Annotated in this window: 11 protein-coding genes; all 11 read right to left on the bottom strand. The window is 69.2% G+C overall.

The window, feature by feature from the left end; all coding sequences use genetic code 11:
• Positions 1-97: 97 nt before the first annotated feature.
• The 11 genes from OH802_RS14105 to OH802_RS14055 all read right to left on the bottom strand — a co-directional run bounded on the left by OH802_RS14105 (position 98) and on the right by OH802_RS14055 (position 15,786).
• Positions 98-562: a peroxiredoxin gene (locus OH802_RS14105; protein ID WP_406028908.1), complete on the bottom strand. Its 465-nt coding sequence runs from the start codon at positions 560-562 to the stop codon at positions 98-100.
• Complete coding sequence (locus tag OH802_RS14100) at positions 559-2,301, bottom strand: AMP-binding protein (RefSeq protein WP_406028906.1); 1,743 nt, start codon at positions 2,299-2,301, stop codon at positions 559-561. Before OH802_RS14100 ends, OH802_RS14105 begins: the two co-directional genes overlap by 4 nt.
• 69 nt (positions 2,302-2,370) lie before the next feature.
• Positions 2,371-2,730: a DUF3052 domain-containing protein gene (locus OH802_RS14095; protein ID WP_406029291.1), complete on the bottom strand. Its 360-nt coding sequence runs from the start codon at positions 2,728-2,730 to the stop codon at positions 2,371-2,373.
• A 186-nt stretch (positions 2,731-2,916) separates the two neighbouring features.
• Positions 2,917-4,476 (bottom strand): TIGR03767 family metallophosphoesterase, encoded by a 1,560-nt coding sequence (locus OH802_RS14090; protein ID WP_406028904.1) that lies wholly within the window; start codon positions 4,474-4,476, stop codon positions 2,917-2,919.
• 84 nt (positions 4,477-4,560) lie between these two features.
• Positions 4,561-5,460, bottom strand: a complete 900-nt coding sequence (locus OH802_RS14085) for an endo-beta-N-acetylglucosaminidase H (RefSeq protein ID WP_406028902.1) — start codon at positions 5,458-5,460, stop codon at positions 4,561-4,563.
• A 14-nt stretch (positions 5,461-5,474) separates the two neighbouring features.
• On the bottom strand, positions 5,475-8,435 hold the full coding sequence (locus tag OH802_RS14080; RefSeq protein WP_406028900.1) for an alpha-mannosidase: 2,961 nt from the start codon (positions 8,433-8,435) through the stop codon (positions 5,475-5,477).
• A complete protein-coding gene (locus OH802_RS14075; protein ID WP_406028898.1) occupies positions 8,435-11,518 on the bottom strand; it encodes a GH92 family glycosyl hydrolase in 3,084 nt (1,027 codons plus the stop codon). The genes OH802_RS14080 and OH802_RS14075 overlap by 1 nt, the downstream gene beginning before the upstream one ends.
• On the bottom strand, positions 11,515-12,756 hold the full coding sequence (locus OH802_RS14070) for an AGE family epimerase/isomerase (protein WP_406028896.1): 1,242 nt from the start codon (positions 12,754-12,756) through the stop codon (positions 11,515-11,517). Before OH802_RS14070 ends, OH802_RS14075 begins: the two co-directional genes overlap by 4 nt.
• Entirely contained in the window at positions 12,753-13,616 is an 864-nt protein-coding gene (locus OH802_RS14065; RefSeq protein ID WP_406028894.1) for a carbohydrate ABC transporter permease, read from the bottom strand. The genes OH802_RS14070 and OH802_RS14065 overlap by 4 nt, the downstream gene beginning before the upstream one ends.
• On the bottom strand, positions 13,616-14,518 hold the full coding sequence (locus OH802_RS14060) for a carbohydrate ABC transporter permease (protein WP_406028892.1): 903 nt from the start codon (positions 14,516-14,518) through the stop codon (positions 13,616-13,618). The genes OH802_RS14065 and OH802_RS14060 overlap by 1 nt, the downstream gene beginning before the upstream one ends.
• Positions 14,515-15,786, bottom strand: a complete 1,272-nt coding sequence (locus OH802_RS14055; RefSeq protein WP_406028890.1) for an ABC transporter substrate-binding protein — start codon at positions 15,784-15,786, stop codon at positions 14,515-14,517. The genes OH802_RS14060 and OH802_RS14055 overlap by 4 nt, the downstream gene beginning before the upstream one ends.
• Between the last annotated feature and the right edge of the window lie 105 nt (positions 15,787-15,891).

Here is a 15,891-nt window from a genome sequence, read left to right as displayed (position 1 = left end):
GCGGCTCAACACCTCAAGAGTAGATCCCACCCAGGGCATAGGAAAAGCCATGTAACCAGCCTGTTAACGGACCTTTGATGATCCGTAAACTACTTCCTCACACCGCCGCGTGGAGCTGCCGGAGATGCTCGTCGAGGTCGCGGCCGTCGGCGTTGTCGTTGTGCACGGCCCACCGCACGACGCCCGACTTGTCGACGATGTAGGAGGACCGTCGCGGGGCGCCGGTGCGGTCGTTGAAGACGTCGTAGGCCTGGGTGACCTCGCCGTGCGGCCAGAAGTCGGAGAGCACCGAGAAGTTGAGCCGGTCGGTGTCGGCGAACTGCCGCATCGCGTACACCGGGTCGCACGAGATCGCCAGGACCTCGGTGTCGAAGGTGACGAACTCGTCGAGCCGGTCACGCAGGCCGCTCATCTCACCGGTGCACACACCGGAGAAGGCGAACGGGAAGAAGAAGATCGCCACTGCCTTCTTGCCGTGGAAGTCCGAGAGGGTGACGTCGGCGCCGAACTGGTCGCGCAACGTGAAGTCCGGAGCCGGACCACCGATCTCGAGTCCACTCACTGCCCTGCCGCCCTCTCGCCGTTCGACTCTGCCGCCTCGTTGTCCCAGGTGGCCAGCTCGCGACGGAGCACCTTGCCGGTCGCGTTGCGCGGCAGAGCGTCGGTCACGACGATCTCGCGCGGCACCTTGAATCGAGCCAGATTCTCCTTGACCCAGTCCTTCAATGCCGCATCGACGTCGCCGTCGGCGCCAGGAACCAGCACCACGAACCCGCGCAGCCGCTTGCCGAAGTCGGCGTCGTCGACCCCGACACAGGCAGCGTCGGCGACGAGCGGGTGGCGGATGAGGCAGTCCTCGACCTCCTGCGGGAAGACGTTCTCGCCTCCGGAGACGATCATGTCGTCGTCGCGGCCCTCGACGTATAGCCGACCGTCGGGCCCGAACCGCCCGACGTCGCCGGTCGCCATCAGACCGTCGACGACCTCCTTGCCGCCGCCGCTGGTGTAGCCCTCGAACAGGAGCCCGTTGCCGACGAAGATCCGGCCGGCCTCACCATCGGGCACCGGGACGCCGTCGCCATCGAGGATCTTCATCTGTGTGCCCCACGGAATCTTGCCGGCCGAGGTCGGCGCCTCCCGCAGGTCGACGGGGTCGGCGATCGAGGCGTAGGAGACCTCGGTCGAGCCGTAGATGTTGTAGAGGCTGTCGCCGAATCGGTCCATCCACTCCAGCGCGAGATCGCCGGGCAGCGCCGAGCCGGAGGACGCGACGGCCTTGAGCCGGGAGGCGATCCCCTCGAGGTCGTACGCAGCCAGCGTCTCCTCCGGCAGCGACAGGATCCGCTGCATCATCACCGGGATGACCACGAATGAGTCGGCCTGGGTCTCCGCGAGGGTCGCCAGCGCGTCCTCCGGGTCGAACCGGCGGCGCAGGATCATGGTGGTGCCGAGCAGCTCGGCGAAGAGCAGGTGGGCGATCCCCCAGGTGTGGAAGAGCGGCGCGGCGATGAAGCAGCGCCAGCCGTCCTTCATCGGCATCCGCGACATCAGCGCGATCGCCGCGTCGACCCCGGCCTCCTGACGCGGCGCCGACTTCGGCGCTCCCGTCGTGCCGGAGGTGAGGATCACGATCCGCCCGTGTCGCTTCGGCGGCTGCACCGGCCGGGCGTCTCCGGAGACCAGCGACTCGAGCGTCTCCGCGCTTCGCGCGGTTACTCCCTCGCTCGGCGCGAGCGGACGAGCAAGCTCGCCGCTCGACCTCGCTCCGGTCGTCTCACCAGGGTCCGAGGAGTCGACCCACGCGACCAGCCTCGCGGCCGAGGTCGCCGAGGACAGCAGCCCGGTGAACTCCTCGTCGTGGATGATCAGGGCGGGTTTGTCCCGCTCAAGCACCCCGACGAGCTGCGGACCGGCGAAGGCGGTGTTGAGGTAGAGCGCGTCGGCGCCCAGCTTCGCGACCGCCAAGGTCGCGTCGACGAACCCACGGTGGTTGCGGCACATGATCGCGACCCCGTCGCCCTCACGGACCCCCCGGGCCGCCAGGGCCCGGGCGATCGCGTTGGAGCGGCGGTCGAGCTCGGCGTACGTCAACGAGCCGAGCTCGTCGATGAGCGCGGTGCGTCGCGGGTAGCGGTGGGCGAGGCCGATGAATCCTCCGGCCGGCCCGGTGCCCCAGCGCGCCAGCGCCAGACCGGTCCGTGCGAGCCCGAGGGGGTTGACCGGCCGGACGATGCCGGAGCCGGCCAGGATCTTCGCCGCGGATCCGGCGGTGCGCGCCTTGGCAGCCGTAGTCGAGAACACCGTTGGGAGTCTAGCCAGGCTCAACCTAGATCTCCTGTGGGTGTCCAGCGACCCCGAGGATCGCCGGCATCAGACAGGAGTCTTCGGCGCCAGCAGACGCGTCGCGGCCCAGTCCTTGCTCACAGATGCGGTGGTGGTCTGGGACAGTCCGGCGATCGGCGCGGCCTCGGCGATGTCGGCCGGGTCGACCGCGCCAGGGCGGCCCACCTTCGGCGTCAGCAACCAGATGACCCCACCTCCGACGAGGTCGGTCAGCGCGTCGACGAGACCGTCGACGAGGTCGCCGTCGTCGTCGCGCCACCACAGCAGCACGGCGTCCACCACGTTGCCGTAGTCGCTGTCGACCAGGTCCGCGTCGACGGAATCTTCGATGGCGACCCGCAGCTCGTCATCAGTATCGTTGTCCCAGCCCAGTTCCTGGATGACCATGCCGGACTTGAGGCCCAGCCGGTCCGCAGGCCCTGTGGCTGCGGTCGAGCTCACGTGTCTTTCCTCCAAAGGCTTGATGTCCACGCCGCTTGCGTGAACTTGGTTGGTGGTAGTCCAGCGGAGAACGCTGGTCCACGCAACCCCACCCGCCTGTCATTCGCTAGATAACGGCGTGTCGGAGGCCTTTCAGGCCCTCGGATCGAGCAGATGGAGCAGTACGTTGCGATCCTGCGCCGTCCCTGCCGATGGGTGCTCGGCGAGGCGCACCTGCGGTCCCTGCCAGTCGTTGGCGGACAGCTCACGAGACAGCGAGGCGAGGTGGCCCACCTCCTCGATCGAGCCGCTCCAGCGCGCAGGACCGGCGTGGTCGAGCATCGTGGTCGCGATGGTGAGCACGTCCCCATCGGAGATGAGCTCGACGATCCGGCCCTGCTGCGGCCAGTCGATCAGGGACGGAGCGGTGACCTCCCACCACGAGCCGCGAGGCTTCACCGACGTACGATGCGTGTGCCCGTTGAGCCAGAGCACGGCGCTCTCATGGCGTGAGACGGTCTGCTCGATCTCGTCGCTGAGCACCCGGCGGTTGCCGCCGGCGCCGCTCATGTCGTTGACGAGCGAGGCCACGTCGTGGTGGCTGGCGATCACCGCGAGCCGCTCGTCGTAGTCGGTGGAGGCGAGCACGGCGTCGAGCCACTCCAACTGCTCGGCGTCGATCGATCCCTGGAAGCCGCCGGCCGGGTTGACCGTGTCTAGGACGACGAAGGTGACCTCGTCGTTGACGTCGTAGCGGTAGTAGGGCTTGCCGCCTGCCTTGAAGCCGTGGCCCGGCGGCTTCGCCTCGTCGTGCACGTGGGAGTCGACGAACTCCTGCAGCGTCGTCTGCCGGCGACGCCGGTCGGGGGTCACCTCGTACGGCTCGAGCTCGGCCAGCATCCCGAGCGCCACCGGGTCACCGGAGATCAGCCCGGCGATGAGCTTCGCCTTGGCCTCGTCGGTCCAGTGCTCGGGCATGGCGATCGCCTTCAGGTCGCCGACCGCGATCTCGCCGATGGCGGAGCTGTCCGGCACGGTGCCCTGCAGCAGCCCGTCGTGGTTGCCGTTGACGGCCAGCCACGGCACCTCCAGCCCGGGTGAGTCGATCGCCTTGCGCACGGCTTTGAGCAGCCCGGGGACGAGCGGGAAGCCGTGGTCGCCCCGGCGCATGTCGTACGTCTCGCCCTGGGGGTGCCAGAAGCGCTTGTCCGGCAGGGCGGCGACGCCCTCGTAGTGCAGCATGTCGCCGGAGTCGGGGGTCAGCCGGCCGCCGTCGAGCAGGGTCAGATACCAGTCGAGCTCGTTGTACTGCCCGTTGTCGGTGTTGTCGCCGGTCGCGATCGCCAGGTCGAGCGGGCCACCGCCGATGGGACCCTCGGTGATCTCGTTGACCGCCTCGACCATCGCCGCGCCGACCTGGGCGGTCAGCAGCTCCTGTGCCCGGTACGTCCCGATCTCGTCGATCAGCTCACGGGTCGCGGTGTCGGGGTCCATGAGCCGGTCCAGGACCTCGACCCGAGCCGGCGACTGGTGGTCGCAGATGTGCATGTCGGACAGGTGCGCGACGGTCAGCACCGGGTCGCCGAGATCCTCGGGCCTACGCGCCAGATCGGTGCGCGAGATGTGGCGCTCCTGCGGCCCTTCGGCCAGGCGTACGTAGGTGCCCTTCCGGCCACCCGCGACGATCCGCCCGCTCTCGCTCGTGACACCCATCTAAGCCGCCTCTTCTCCCTCACGACCGGCCGCCGCGGTTCGTGGGCGAACGATACTCCCAGAACGCGGCGGCCGGACCATGGGTCAGCCGGTGTAGACGGTCGCTTTGCCGTACAGGTTGCGGGTGACGGTCGAGAGGTAGGCGCTCGCGTCGGCGGAGCCGAGGTTGTAGGTGTTGAAGACGCCGTAGCCCTGGGAGACGGTGCGGGAGGCGAGGCTGGCGGCGGTCGCGGAGGAGGTGCCCTGGATGTTGATGGCGGCGGGCGCCAGCGCAGGCTTGCCGAGGCCGGGGACGTCGGGGACGCCCCAGGTGCCGTAGTAGGGGTTCCAGGCGTAGTCGAGCAGGTCACCGGCGTTGACTCCGCCGTAGGAGAGCCGCTCGGCGGTGGGGCCGATGAAGTAGAGCGTGATCAGCTTGTCGGGAATCCGCGAGCGCAGTGCCTCGAGGAGGTAGACGAAGGAGAAGTCGTTGGGCTGGCCGGTGCCGTTGGCGCCGTAGTTGGACCACTCGTCGTCGAAGTCGATCCCGTCGAGTCCGTAGCGGTTGACCACGTCGGCGAGCTGGTCGGCGAACGCCTCGGCGGCGGCGCGGTCGGGGAAGTTGGCGAACCCGGCGCCCTGGTGGTTGCCGAGCACCGAGAGCAGGATCTTGATGCCCTTGGCCTGGGCCGGGCGGATGTGTACGTCGGCGGCGTCGAGCTGCGCCTGCACCTGCGGGTTGTTGTAGAGGTAGGCCCGCTGGCCGTCGTAGTTGATGTTGGCGGCGAAGATCAGGCCGATGTCGAAGACGTTGCCGCCTCCGGCGAGCTCGTACTTGGCGACGTTGCCGACGCTGTAGTTGTTGACCTCGACATAGCCGGTCATCAGGGTCGGCGAAGCGAGCGGACGGGCCGCGCTCGCCGACGTGGCCAGACCGGTGGCCGCGAGGCCTGCCGCTCCGGCACCGAGCAGGATGCGTCTACGCGAGATGTGGGGAACTGACATGGTGCTGATCTCCTTTAGTTGCGGTGGAACCTCAGGGTGCGGACCTCGAAGGCACCGAGACTGAGCGCGACGACACCGCCGTCAGCGCTCACCTCCGCGATCGGGTCCTCCACGAGCGAGATCTCTTCGACCCGCCCGAAGCTCTCTCCGACGCGCAGCTCCCCCTGCGTACGCGCGCCGGTGGACTCGTAGACACGCACGACAAGGTCGCCGGAGCGGTCGGCGGCGAGCTTCACGCTCGAGATCACCAGGCCCTCGCCGGAGACGGTCACCAACGGCTCGACCGCACGGGCTCCCGACACAGGACGGGGAGGCGTGTTGAGCGCGGCGCCCGCCTCGGTCGCGGCCGCGACGTCGGCCCCGATGACCAGGCCATAGCGGTGGGTCTGCACGCCCTGGTCGGTCTCCGGGTCAGGGAAACGCGGCGCGCGCAGGAGCGACAACCGCACCTCCGTGGTCAGAGCGGAAGGACGGGTGACGTCGAAGCCGTACGTCGAGTCGTTGACCAGCGCGACGCCGAACCCAGGTTCCGAAGCCAGAACCCACCGGTGCATCGAGGTCTCGAACTTCGCCGCCTCCCAGGAGGTGTTGGTGTGCGTCGGGCGGCGGTGGTAGCCGAACTGAGTCTCGGCGAGCGTCTGCTCGGCCTTGACGTCGAGCGGGAAGGCGACCTTGAGGAACTTCTCGGTCTCGTGCCACTCGGTGCTCTGCGAGATGTCGAGCACCCTCGAGCCGGGAGCGAGCGAGAGCACCTGCATGGTCGAGGAGTCGGCGGAGATGGGCCGCTCGATGACCAGCCCGTCGGGCGTCACCGAGATCGAGGTGACCTCGCGCAGGTCGGTGACCCGGTTGCGGTAGAACCGGTCCACGTCCCAGGCGTCCCACATGTTCGGGAAGTCCTGGTGGAGCTGGAGCAGGTTGGCCTCGGCCCCGGCAGGGATCGCGTCGCGTCCGGTCGCAAGATCGAGCGCCGAGGTGATCAGCCCCTCGGCGGAGACGGCGACCCGGACGATGCCGTTGTCCAAGACGTACGTCCCGTCCTGCTCGACCACGGATCCCGCCGCCACGGGCTCGGCCGCCGTGACGGCACCCGAGCGCCCGTCGGCACGCAGCGCGACCGTGCCTTCGCCGGCGAGCGCGGTGAGCGCCCGGTCGATCAGGGCGGTGGCGGCCTCCGCGACCCGGGCATACTGGGCAGCTGCCTCGCGGTGGACCCAGGCGATCGAGGTGCCCGGCAGGATGTCGTGGAACTGCTGCAGCAGGATCTGCTGCCACAGCGCGTCCAGCTCGTCGTAGGGGTAGTCCGCCAGGCCACGTAGAGCGGCGGTGGCCGACCACAGCTCGGCTTCGACGAGCAGGTGCTCGCAGCGCCGGTTGCCCTGCTTGGTCAGGTGCTGGGAGGTGAGGGTGGCACGGTGGAGCTCGAGGTAGAGCTCGCCGACCCACACCGGCGGCTCGGCCAGCTCCTCGCGAGCCTCGGCGAAGAAGTCGTCGGGGTGCCGCCAGGACACCTGGGCGGAGCCCTCCAGATCACGTAGCCGGCGGGCCTTGCCGGCCATCTCGCGGGTGGTGCCGCCACCGCCGTCGCCCCAGCCGACCGGGGCGATCGACCCGGTGGCGAGCCGGTTCTCGCGGAACTGGCGCGACGCCTTGGCGACCTCGTCGCCGGAGAGCCGGGAGTTGTAGGTGTCCATCGGCGGGAAGTGGCTCAGGATGCGGGATCCGTCGATGCCCTCCCACTCGAAGGTGTGGTGAGGGAACTTGTTGACCTGGTTCCAGGAGATCTTCTGGGTGAAGAACCACTCGAACCCGGCCCGCTTCATCAGCTGCGGCAGGGCCGGCGAATAGCCGAACGAGTCCGGCAGCCAGACGCCCTTGCAGCGGATCCCGAACTCGGTCTCGAAGAAGCGCTGGCCGTAGAGGAACTGCCGCACCAGCGACTCCCCCGACGGCATCGTGGTGTCGGACTCGACCCACATGCCGCCGAGCGGGATGAATCGGCCCTCGGCGACCGCGGCCTTGACCTTGGCGTAGACCTCGGGGCGGTGCTCCTTGAGCCAGGCATACTGCTGGGCCGATGACATCCCGTAGAGGAAGTCGGGGTCCTCGCCGAGCAGCTCGGTCATCGAGGAGGTGGTGCGGGCGACCTTGCGGATCGTCTCGCGCACCGGCCACAGCCAGGCGGAGTCGATGTGGGCGTGGCCGATCGCGGAGATCTGGTGGGCGGAGTCGTGCGAGGTCGCCTCGAGGACCCCAGTGAGAGCCGAGCGGGCCGAAGCCGCCGTCTCCGCGATGCGCTGCAGGTCGACCCGGTCGAGGGCGTCGTCGATGGCCTGCAGGATGCGGAACTTGCGCGGCCCCTCGGGCAGCTCGACCTGCAGCTCGTGGAGCGTCTCCAGGTCGAGGCAGAGCTCGAAGACGTCCTTCTCGAAGACGGCCAGCTCGATCCGTCGGGTCGTGTAGAGCTTCTTGGGCGAGGAGGTCTGGATGTCGCCTTCCTGGGTGGGCAGGAAGGGGTGGTAGTCGAGCAGCACCGGGTTGGCCGCTGCCTCCAGGAAGAGCTCGACCTCTTCACCACCGACCGCCTCCGAAGCCACCAGCACCCACTGGTTGCGCGGGTTGAGGCTCTTGACCGGCTCGCCGTCGGGTGTGTAGACCAGCCCCTCGCACTGGAAGCCGGGCATGTTGACGTCGAACCCGAGGTCGCAGACCAGTTCCACCCGCCTGCCGGCCCACTCCGCGGGCACCGTCCCGGTGATCCGGAACCAGGTCGTCCCCCAAGCGGGGCCCCAGTCGGTGCCGACCTCCACCTTCTCGTACGCCAGGGTCAGCCCTTCCGCGGGAGCGATCGGCTCCCCCGGCAGCTCGTGCCACTCGACGCTCACGGGCGCCGCGGTGGTGTGGACCGCCGGCCACAGGCGCTCCTTGAGGACCCGGCTCACCCGGCCTTCGGTGAGGTGTACGTCGTCGTGCATCAGTGCTCGTCCTGTCTGTTCTCGAGGTCGTCTTCGATGAGCTCCAGCTGCGTGAGCACGCAGTCGGACAACGCGGTGAACCGTACGGCGCCGGCCACGACCGGGGCGCCGCGCCGGACCCGGAAAACCCTGGTCTGACCAGCCCAGACGTACGTCTCAGCAGCCCGCTCCTCACGGGCCAGCGTGGCGCCGCCGGCGTCGAGGTAGTCCAGCGCCCAGGCCAGGTCGCCCGGCTCGGCGGAGGTCACGGTGTAGAGGGAGAGCCACCGCTCGCCGACGAGCGGGACCTCCACCTGCTCCCCCGCCCTCAGCGCGATCGTGGTCTCGCCGGTGTCATCGGTCAGCGAGGCGGGAACCACGACGGCCGCGTCGGTCACCGGCAGCCCGGGCGCGATCCGCGAGGCCGACGGCGGCCGGGAGTCCTTCGCCCAGCCGCACGGCACCTCGGAGAGCTCGATGACCAGGTGCGCCCCGTCGACCAGGCGGGCGTGCGGGATCGAGATCTCGGCCCAGGGCTCGCCGTCGAGCATCACCGAGCGGATGTATCCACCGCTCCCGACCGCCTCGATCACGATCTCCTCGCCCGCGGCAGGCCGCAGCACGGTGCGCCGCACCGACGGCGGCACGATCACGTAGGAGGCCGAGCCGGGCACCAGCGGATAGAGGCCGATGGTCGCGAAGACGTACCAGGCCGACATCTCGCCGTTGTCCTCGTCACCGGGATAGCCCTGGCCGAGGTCGGAGCCGACGAAGAGGCGGCCGAGGCACTCGCGGACGATCCGGTGGGCGTCGTCGTGGCGCCCGGCGAACATGTACATGAACGGGATGTGGTGGGCCGGCTGGTTGGAGAGGCCGAGCATCCCCATCCGTACGTCCCGGGCCTCGGTCATCTCGTGGATCGCGACCCCGTAGTGACCCGACAGCGATGCCGCGCCGGTCTCGGGGCGCGCGAAGAAGTCGTCCAGCTTCGCGCCGAGAGCCGCCCCGCCGCCGTGGAGCGCGGCCAGCCCGGCGCCGTCGTGGGGCGCGGTGAACGCGGTCCCCCAGGCGTTGGTCTCGGTGTAGTCGTGCCCCCACTCGTCGGGGTCGAAGCAGTCCCGCCAGTCTCCGGAGGGCGTACGCCCGATGAAGAACCCGCGCGAGGTGTCAAAGACCTTCCGATACCCAAGCGCCCGCCTCGAGAAGTACTCCTCTTCGGCCGCCAGATCCTCCGCGGCACCGGATAGTCGGGGATCAACCGGTCGGTTACCAGCCAGTAGACCGACAGTTTCATCCCCGACTATCCGAGCAAGCCGGGAGATCGACCAGTCGTTGATCGCGTTGTCGAGCGTCCAGGACATGCCCTCGTGGGTCTCGGTGTCGACATACCCGCGAAAGATCGCGTGCCGCAGCCCCTTGCGCCCGACCCGTACGTCGTCGGCCGGCACGGTCGCGTTCTTCAGCGCCGAGGCGTAGGCGGTCTCCAGGTCGATCCCGGGGACACCCCGCAGCGCCAGGTCGGCGAGGACCGTGTCGAAGGTGGTGCCAGTCATGCAGTCCTCGGCGGCCGGTGCGCTCCAGCGCGGTGTCCAGCCGCGGTCGCGGAAGTGCTCCACGAAGCCCTCCGCCAGCTCGCCGGCGCCGGCCGGGTCGAGCAGCGTGAGGAGCGGCCAGGCGGTGCGGTAGGTGTCCCAGAAGCCGTGGGTGACCGTCATCGGCGCGTGCCTGACCGCGGTCAGGTCGTACGGCGAGGTGTGCGCGTGCGCGGGCCCCTCGCCGTAGCGGTTCGGGTAGAGGAAGAGCCGGTAGAGCCCGGACCGGATCGAGATCAGTTGGTCCTCGCTGGCGCCTTCGATCTCGACGGTCGCAAGCGCCTGCTCCCACGCGGCACGGGCAGTCGCGGCCATCTCGTCGAAGCTCCCGGCGGCGTCCAGGTTGGCCGCCGCCTGCTCGTCGCTGACGGTCGAGATCCCGAGACGTACGTCGACGGTCCCCGCCCCGTTCAGCGCGATGTGGCCGCGGAGCCGGCCCCCGCCCAGGCGCAGCTGGGAGGTGCCCTCGACGCGGAGGTGGATGTGCTGGGCGGGCTTGCCCTCGCGGTCGTCGAGGAGGGCGCGGACGATCAGGCCCTCCCTGCCGTTCTCGCAGGTCAGCGACCGGATCTCGCCATGGTGGTCGAGCACGAGCGAGCGGGCCCCGGTGAACCGCATCCCGAGCGCGAAGTCGCCGGGGACGAGCTCGGCGGTGACCCCACCGTCGAGCGCGACCGCGTAGCGGTGCGGTCCAGCCTCCTCGTCTGCATGGTCGAACCCCAGCGCCCGCGCGCGCCGGTCGTCGTCGGGCTCGGCGAGCGGGCTCGGCATCACCCCAAAGACCCCGTGGTCGCCCATCCACGGGCTCGGGATGTGCGAGGTCGCGAACGCCTCGATCGCCGGCCGGTTCGCCCCACCGGCGGTGTCGCGGTTGTGCGCGTGCCAGGCGTAGGGCCAGTTGCCCGCGGCGGCATTCGTCATCGGCAGCCCGAAGACGCCGCCGTGCGGCAGACCGACCAGCGGCGCGTTGTTCCCGCGCGAGAACCGGTCGCTGGAGTGCGTTCCCCGGCGGATGTCGACCTGATCGAGCGGCTCCGCCGGGAGCGGGCGGGCGGGGCGTACGCCGACGTCGTCGACCCACACCCGCAGCGGCACCTCAGTGGCACGGACCACGACCAGGAGCCGCTCGATCCGGCACCCGGCCAGCCCGGTCAGAGCCACCCGCCGCAGGTTCCACTGGTCCACCCACGCCCGCTTCCCCTCCCCCTGCGCGGCCGGAGTCAGCGTCTGCCCGTACTGGTCGACCAGCCCGACCTCGCTGAGTCGCCGCCCGTCGTCGAGCAGCCCGTCCACACAGACGTACGTCGAATCCCACCGCCGCTCATCGGTCGATGCCGACTCCGGGAAGACCACGAAGCGCAGCTCGTCCCCGTCGGCCACCTCGATCGGCGCCGCCAGCGGAAACTCAGCCTCGACATCGCCGGCCCCGGGCTCCACCTCGAGAAGCCAGGCGTCCTCCGACGAGTAGCCGACCCCGGCACGGGCGGCGACGGGATCCCGAGGACCCTTCACGTCACTCCCCCGCCGCTGGTCGTGCGGGCTGCCCCGGCGAAGCTGGCACTCGCGGGGAGCAGGGGCAGGATCACGGTCTGGTAGGCGTGATAGACGTCCGGCTTGCCCGGCCAGACGGTGGCCGAGGGCTGGTTGTGGGCGTCGAGCTCGTGGTGCCAGGAGCCATGCTCGCGGTCGATCAGATGCTCCTCGCAGTAGGCCCACCAGCGGCGTACGTCCGCGAGCGCGGCGGCGGAGCCGGTGTCGCGGAAGAGGGTCCAGGCCGCGGCGACGGCCTCGGCGGCGACCCAGTGCATCCGCTCGCGCACGACGGGCTTGTCGGCGAAGTCGGTCGTGTAGACGAAACCAGGAGCTCCGTCGACCGACCAACCGCGCGAGGTCGCCGCGGCGAGGAGCGACTGCGCGTCCTCGAGCAGCCACGAAGGAGCCTCCTCCCCGAGCAGGGTGCGCGCGTGCAGCGCCAGTCGCGCCCACTCGAAGAGGTGCCCGATGGTGACGCCGTACGGCCGGAACGGGTGCCCCGGCTCGTCGGCGTTGTAGTCCAGCTCGACCCGCCAGGACGAGTCGAAGTGCTCCGGCAGCCGCCAGTCGTGCTCGCGCGCGAAGCCGTGCACGACCCGTTCCAGGATCCGCAGCGCGCGCTCGAGCCAGAGCCGACGCCCGGTCACCTCGGCGACCGCGAGGAACGCCTCGACGGTGTGCATGTTGGCGTTGACGCCGCGATAGCCGTCCAGAGTTGTCCAGTCGGCGCTCCAGACGTCGAGGATCATGCCGTCGTCCTCGCGCCAGAACCGCTCCTCCATCACGCTCAGCGCGTCGTCGAGCAGCGCCTCCGCGCCGGGGTGGCCGGCGGCGTACGCGGTGGTGGCGGCGAGCACGACGAAGGCGTGGGCGTAGCCCTCCTTCACGGTGCTCATCACCTCGCCGGTCCCCGGAGAGACCGCGGAGTGCCAGCCGCCGTTGTCGTCGTCGTGGAGCAGCCCGGTCAGCGCCGCGACCCCGTGGTCGACGTACGCCGCGGCCGAGGCGTCACCGCGCAGCTGCGCGAGCCCGAAGACGTGCGTCATCCGGCAGGTGATCCAGGTCTCGACGGGCCGCTCGGGAGAGAGCCGACCGCGCTCGTCGAGCCACCCGAAGCCGCCGCCGTCGTGACGGGACGCCCGGGCGAACGACAGCAGGCGCGAGGCCTCCTCCTCGAAGCGGGCGCTCTCGGCGGAGGTCAGTTGCAGGTCGGTCATCCCTTGATGGCCCCTTCCTCGACCCCGCGGAAGAAGTAGCGCTGCAGCACCGCGAAGACGATCACGATCGGGACGAACGAGATCATCGTGCCTGCCGCGATCAGGCGGGGGTTGTTGGTGAATGTGCCCGACAGATACTGCAGGCCGACGGTCAGCGTGAGGTTCTCCGGGTCGGTCAGCACGATCAGCGGCCACAGGAAGTCGTCCCAGGCCCCGATGAACGCGAAGATCGAGATGACGCTGAGCATGCCGCGTACGCCGGGGAGGTTGACGTGGATCAGCCGCTGCCAGGCGTTGGCGCCGTCGACCTTGGCAGCCATCTCGAGCTCGTCGGGGATCGCGGTGAACGCGGCCCGCATCAGCAGGACGTTGATCATCCCGATCATGCCCGGCAGCGCGACGCCCAGCAGGGTGTCGGTGAGTCCGAGCGAGCGGACGGTGACGTACTGGGCGATGATCGTCGCCTCGCCCGGCAGGATCAGGGTGGCCAGCAGCGCACCGAGCACCAGCCGGCTCCCGCGGAAGCGCAGCTTCGCCAGCGCGTAGCCCGCCATCGTGGCCCCGAGGACGTTGCCGCCCACGACCAGGACCGCGACGATCAGCGAGTTCATCGCGTAGTCGACGACCGGAACGACCTCGGCGACCTTGGTGTAGTTGGCGAACGTCGGGTCCTCCGGGATGAACCGCGGGGTCGAGGTGTAGATGTTCTCGTCGATCCCCTTCAGCGACGTCGACAGCTGCCAGACGAACGGCAGGACCGTGATGACGAGCACCACCGCCAGCAGCACGTAGCGCAGCACGACCTCCCCCACGGACATCCGGTGGAAGGCGTACGACTTCTGCTTCCTCTGGTTGGTCATCAGCCGTCCTTCCTGTTGAGGCGGGCCAGCAGCACCATCGGCACCAGGGTGAGGACAAAGAGCAGCAGGCTCAACGCCGAGGCGTAGCCGAGGTGGCCGGTGAAGCCGGTGGAGTACATCTGGATCAGCATCACCACCGAGCTGACCCGGCCTCCCGGTCCGCCGGTGCCGCCTGTCATCACGTACAGCTCGGAGAAGACCCGCAGCGAGGAGACCGTGATCAAGATGGTGATCAGCAGCATCGTGCCGCGTACGCCGGGGACCGTGATGCTCCAGAACCGGCGCACCGGGCCCGCGCCGTCGACGGCGGCGGCCTCGTGCAGCTCCTTGCCGACGTTCCCGAGCGCGGAGAGGTAGATGATCATGTAGTAGCCCAGGCCCTTCCAGACCGTCAGGCTGATCGCGCTGAACAGCAGCAGCCAGCGGTCGGTGAGGAACGGCAGCGGCTCCTGGACCACCTTCAGCGCCTGCAGGATCGCGTTGATGGCGCCGCGGTCGTCCAGCATCCAGTTCCAGATCAGCGCGACGACCACCGCCGAGGCGACCACCGGGGTGTAGAACGCCACCCGGAAGAAGGTCAGGCCGGGCAGCTTCTTCTCCACCAGCACCGCCAGCAGCAGCGGCAGCATGGTGAGCAGAGGTACGCAGACCAGCATGTAGAGGACCGAGTTGGTCAGGGCGTAGACGAGCTGGTCGTCATCGAGCATCCGCTCGAAGTTGGCGAGCCCGACGAAGTCTCCTCCGCCGAGCGGCTTCTTGTTGGTGAAGGCCATGTAGACCGTGTTCAACGCCGGATAGAGGTTGAACACGCACAGCCACAGGGTCGCGGGCGCGACGAGCAACCAGGGCGTGAACCATTTGTGTTCACGCACCCGGCCGCTCATCTTGATGGAGTCCGTCACTGCGCCAGCAGCTTGTTGCACTCCTCGACGGCGTTGTCGAGGGCTTCCTGTGGCGTCGCGTCACCGCTGATGGCGAGGCCGATCTGCTGGTCGATGATGGTCGACATCGCCGGCGAGACCTTCGGGTTGTTCGGGATGGCGGTGGTCAGGGTCTTCAGGCCGGTGACCTTCGCCTTGGCGGCGACGGAACCGTCGTCCTCGGTGAAGTAGGGGTCCTCCTGCGAGGCGACGGTGCTCGGGTAGACACCCGGGGCCAGCTTGGCGAACTCGCGCTGGTTGTCCGGGTTGGTCACGAACTGGGCCAGCGCGTTCGCGGCGGCGAGGTTCTTGCTGTTGGCGTTCACCGAGAGGCCCTGGACGTAGAGCGGGCCGTCGCCGAAGGCCGGCGAGATCTCGGTGCCCTTCGCGAGGGTCGGGTTGGCCTCCTCGAGGCCGGAGATGTTGGAGCTGCCCGTCGTCCAGGCGGCCTTCTCCTGGTTGTAGAGCTCCGCGTTGCCCTGGAAGGTGTCGGTCAGGATGTCCTTCGGCAGCAGCCCCTCGGCATAGGCGTCGGCGTACTTCTGGACGAGCTCGACGGCCTCGGGCGTGTTGAAGGTGAGCTCGGTGCCGTCCTCGTTGAAGATCGGTACGTCGGCCTGCTGCAGGTCGTTGAGCCCGGGCTTGCGGGTCATCAGGTAGACCTTGCCACCGGACTTCTCCTTGAGCGTCCTGGCCTGCTCGATCAGCGAGTCGAGGTCGGTGGGCAGGCTGGCGGGGTCGAGCCCGTTCTCGGCCAGCATGTCCTTGTTCCAGTAGTTCACGTCGGTGCCGAGGTACCACGGGTAGCCGTAGGTGCCGTCGAGGCCGTCGTACTGGTAGCCCTCCAGGCCACCTTCGACGAACGTCCCCTCCAGGTCGACGTCGGTCTTCTCGAGGTCGAGGAGCTGGTCCTGCTGGGCGAGCGGAAGAGCGAAGTCCGGCGGCAGGTTGGTGACGTCGGGAAGGTCGCCGGAGGACGCCTGGGTGAGCACCTTCTGGTCGTAGCCGTCGCCGGGCTGGTCGAGCCAGGTGACCTCGACACCCGGGTTCTCCTTCTCGAAGTCGGCGATCACACCTTCGACGTAGTCGGTGAACTTGGGCTTCAGCGCCCAGGTCTGGATCGAGACCTTGCCCTCGATCTTGCCCTCGAGGTCACCGGCGGACGGCTCGTCACCGGCCCCGCAACCCGTCATCGCGGTGATGCCCATGGCCAACCCAGCGGCGACCCCCACCAACCGGCGTACGCTCATTTCTGGCTCCTTGCTGAAAGCTTTTGATAAAGCGGTTAAGTTCGGGCCGTACTATTCACCGAACGAGGTGTGCCGTCAAGGCATCCGTGTGAGGGGCGCCACAAT

The organism is Nocardioides sp. NBC_00850, from assembly GCF_045207335.1.
Classification (GTDB): domain Bacteria; phylum Actinomycetota; class Actinomycetes; order Propionibacteriales; family Nocardioidaceae; genus Nocardioides.
The sequence above is the reverse complement of the archived record's forward strand: the minus strand, read 5'-3'. Positions and strand labels throughout refer to the sequence as shown.

Bases quoted from the DNA above. Each gene is read 5' to 3' on its own strand.
- OH802_RS14095 (WP_406029291.1), bottom strand. From the start codon at position 2,730: ATGGTCATCCAGGAACTGGGCTGGGACAACGATACTGATGACGAGCTG.
- OH802_RS14090 (WP_406028904.1), bottom strand. From the start codon at position 4,476: ATGGGTGTCACGAGCGAGAGCGGGCGGATCGTCGCGGGTGGCCGGAAG.
- OH802_RS14085 (WP_406028902.1), bottom strand. From the start codon at position 5,460: ATGTCAGTTCCCCACATCTCGCGTAGACGCATCCTGCTCGGTGCCGGA.
- OH802_RS14080 (WP_406028900.1), bottom strand. From the start codon at position 8,435: ATGCACGACGACGTACACCTCACCGAAGGCCGGGTGAGCCGGGTCCTC.
- OH802_RS14070 (WP_406028896.1), bottom strand. From the start codon at position 12,756: ATGACCGACCTGCAACTGACCTCCGCCGAGAGCGCCCGCTTCGAGGAG.
- OH802_RS14065 (WP_406028894.1), bottom strand. From the start codon at position 13,616: ATGACCAACCAGAGGAAGCAGAAGTCGTACGCCTTCCACCGGATGTCC.
- OH802_RS14055 (WP_406028890.1), bottom strand. From the start codon at position 15,786: ATGAGCGTACGCCGGTTGGTGGGGGTCGCCGCTGGGTTGGCCATGGGC.